This window comes from Myxococcus sp. CA056 (assembly GCF_013336715.1).
Taxonomy (GTDB): Bacteria; Myxococcota; Myxococcia; order Myxococcales; family Myxococcaceae; genus Myxococcus; species Myxococcus llanfairpwllgwyngyllgogerychwyrndrobwllllantysiliogogogochensis.
In genome coordinates this window covers 1-3,147 of sequence record NZ_JABUMT010000031.1, presented here as the reverse complement: position 1 = coordinate 3,147, position 3,147 = coordinate 1, and the positions used below count along the sequence as shown (strand labels likewise).

At 66.0% G+C, this 3,147-nt stretch carries 2 protein-coding genes; one reads left to right on the top strand and one right to left on the bottom strand.

The window, feature by feature from the left end:
* A partial coding sequence (locus HUA76_RS45030; protein ID WP_217440983.1) for a hypothetical protein occupies window positions 1–313 on the top strand: 313 nt, incomplete at its 5' end.
* Window positions 314–2,734: 2,421 nt separating this feature from the next.
* Here the strand turns inward: HUA76_RS45030 and HUA76_RS46195 are convergent.
* Window positions 2,735–2,863, bottom strand: coding sequence for a hypothetical protein (locus HUA76_RS46195; RefSeq protein ID WP_256434385.1), 129 nt, complete (start codon window positions 2,861–2,863; stop codon window positions 2,735–2,737).
* Between the last annotated feature and the right edge of the window lie 284 nt (window positions 2,864–3,147).

Sequence of the window (3,147 nt, the reverse complement as noted above, 5' to 3'; positions counted from 1 at the left end):
ACTTCCTGCTACCTTGCTGCCGCCTTCTGCTTCTTTCCGGCGTCAGCGGGGCGCCTCTTCTATTTCATCTTCGCGTTCCCTGTCAACCACCCAGTTTCGCTTTTCTTCTCTGCTGCTTCCCGAAGTCCTCAGCGCCGCCCAGTGGCTTCCGCTGGTTCTTTCGGGAGGGCGCGGCTTCTATCTCTTCGCCGCATCCCGTGTCAACCGTTGCTTCGTTGACTCCCTCGCCGCTTCCGCCCTGCTGCTGCCCGGGCTTCTTCGTCGGGGCGCGGCTTCTACCACCGCCGCATCTTCTGTCAACTCGCTTCGTTGACCGCTGTATTCCGTGCTGTCGGTACATCCTCACCACGGAGTGATCCGCGCCAGTGCGCGGGCTTCGTTGCGAGGGGGGCGGCTTGTACCATCGGGATTCGGCGAACACCAGCGTTCTGATCGCAGGGCGTCGGATTTTTTCGGCCTGCGTCAGTGACCTCTCGGATCTGGCTCCAGCGCACGTGCGCATCGGCCATCAACGAAGGGCCGCTCCCCATCACCCACCCGAGCGGTGGCCCATCGACGACCGCCACTGCGGGCGCCGAAGGCATCCTGTGAACAGCACATCCTCCCGAAGCGCCCGGCAGGCCACTCGCTGGGCGGCCCATGGACAGGGCGAGTCCGCGTCCCCTCGTCCCAGGTTCTTTCACCGGGACGCCAGGCGCCTTCCGCGGTTGGCCGCGCTGGAGAGATTCTCGTGCTCGATCAATCGGAGCGGCAGGCCTGGGCGGTCTGAAGCCCACCCTACCGAGGAGTTGTGCGAGTGCGCCCAGCTGAGGTGGCTCGGTTTCTTCCTGCCTGAGGGTGTCGCCCTTCACGTGCGACGGGAGCACTGCGGCCCTGTTCGCCCACTCGACGTCTATTCGCACCGTAGGGCCTACGAATCGCCCATTCGACGGCGGCGGACTTGCTGCGCGCTGCGGGAAAGGTTGCCAGGGAGGCCCTCCGCAAGAAGAACGTGCATGAGTTCCTTCAACGCCCTGACGAGTCTCCGAGGAGGCCGCACTCGCCCGGGAGCTACGAACCTGGTCCGACGTTCATGGACGGGGATTCACCAACGAAACGAGCCCTCAGGCAGTTTCCTGGCACGGACGGCTTCCCCTTACGGTTCGCCGCCAAGCGCTTCGCCATGGGCGCGAGATGAGGCCCGCAGTTGAGAGCAGCGCCGGAGCTCGCGTGACGCTCTACGCAGGAGCGGGTGGCTCGACACCGACACGCTGAGCGCCACGCCATCTCGGTCCAGGGGTGATCCCTGAGACCATTCTCCGGGCATGCGGCCAGTGACCTCTCCGGCTTGCACTCGGGCTTCGGCGAGCCCGCGCGTGGTGAACAAGCGACGCCACAGCCCGCTCTGCGCGACCCGGTACGAACAGCTGACCCGGATAGAACAACGGGTACTCGCACATGGCCAATCCAGGGCGCCCACTCCTGAACGAGGCCTTCGCCCGCGTAAAAGAGGATGCCCCCGCACGACTCAGAGCACTCGAAGGGTGGGGGCCCTGACGAAGAGGATGCCTGTCGCTCTGATGCTCCATCCCCGGAGTCCCCCGAGTCTCTCGGGGAGGCGACGTACCTGTCACGGGCGACAGGGTCTTCTGCCTCCCCTTCTCGGGGGACGACTCCTTCGAGCTCCGCCAAGAACCCGCTGTCCTCTTGGAAGACCGTGTGGCTTCGCGGCGGCATCCCTCGTGCTGCTGATGCTCTTCGTCAGGGCGACTACATCGCCACGCCGACGAGGGCGCTTGTTCGCGGAGCCCAAGTCGCGAAAGGCGCCTGTCCCCTCACGCGAGCCTGCGCCAGCGCGACGGGGCGGCGAACGAAGAGGTTACGAGCGTCTTCACCCGGGCAAGCCGAAGCAGCTCGGGCCAGATTGAACGACACGAGTTCGGACGCGGCACAAGTAGCTTCGAGAACAAGTGCCCACCTCTCCAGCGCCCACGCAGGGCGCTGGCTGGTGGCCTGACGATTGGAGCACGGGTCGTGGTGCCACAGGGGTTCCCGCGGCCACGCCGGTCCATCCATCAAGCACTCGTGGTTGCATTCCAGTGGGTCGGAGAACCGCAGGCAACCACCTCTTTCCATCAGAATGCGGAGGACAACGGGGACCGCCTGCTCGGGACAGCAGTCCTCGGTCGACGGGGCTTCGAGACCCTGTTGCCAATTGTGACGGCTCCGAAGACTGACCGGCGACACTCTTCCCTCCCTCAACCCGCATCCCGCCCATGGGAATGGTGCTGCATGCCACCGTATCGCTCCTGACCCAGGCCTCTCTCACAAGCCACAGCTCGGGTCGGTCAACAGAGTTGCTGGTGGTCTCTGCATGAGACATGGAGACCTCGCAAGGGACGACCTCAACTTCGGGAACTCGATCGGCATCCCTGTACGCGACGACCATCGGCGCGCTCCGGACGCCAACCTCATCCATCTCTGCCGGATTCTTTTTGAGAGAGGCCCTCGTCGCCTCGTGCGACGGGGGCTTTTCGCTCTTGATGCGTCTAGAGTTTCCGACGCCACGCGGGGCCCCAGTGCCCGCTTCGGCCGCCAGGGCGTCTCCGCAGGCTTGCGGCCCGAGGCCGCCCTCGAGGCCTGAGGGCCCGCAGCGGCTTCAGGGCACTTGCAGCACCACCTTGCCCACGTCGCGCGCGACTCCAGCCGCTGGTCGCGTGCGCGGCTTCCTCCAACCCCACCACCAGCCCCAGCTTCACGTGCAGCTGCCCTCCCGCCAGTGCGCGGCCTCGCGTGCCCGTCGCTGCAGCGCCGCCGGGTGCGGCGTGCGCAGCCAGTACGCGCTGACTTCCAACGACTTCGCGTCCAGCGTCTCCACCTCCACCGTGCTGCGGTGGCATTTGCCACGCCTCGAGTGTGCGAGCCGGCCCCAGGGTCCTCTCCAGCGGCGACTGGGGCTGCTCGATCGCAAAAGTTCGACCGTCGTCTCCGACTATCCGCCGAGGATGTTTCAGGGCAGTCTGAGCGTCCCCCGCTTCCGTGGCTCTCCCGCACTTCGTGTGGTTCCCCTCTGGGGAGTAGGCAGACGCGGCAAGCTGCCAGCGGGGCGAATACACCCTGGGAATGGAAACGCTGTACCCACTTCCTGGGTGTCGGGTGGACCGGGTG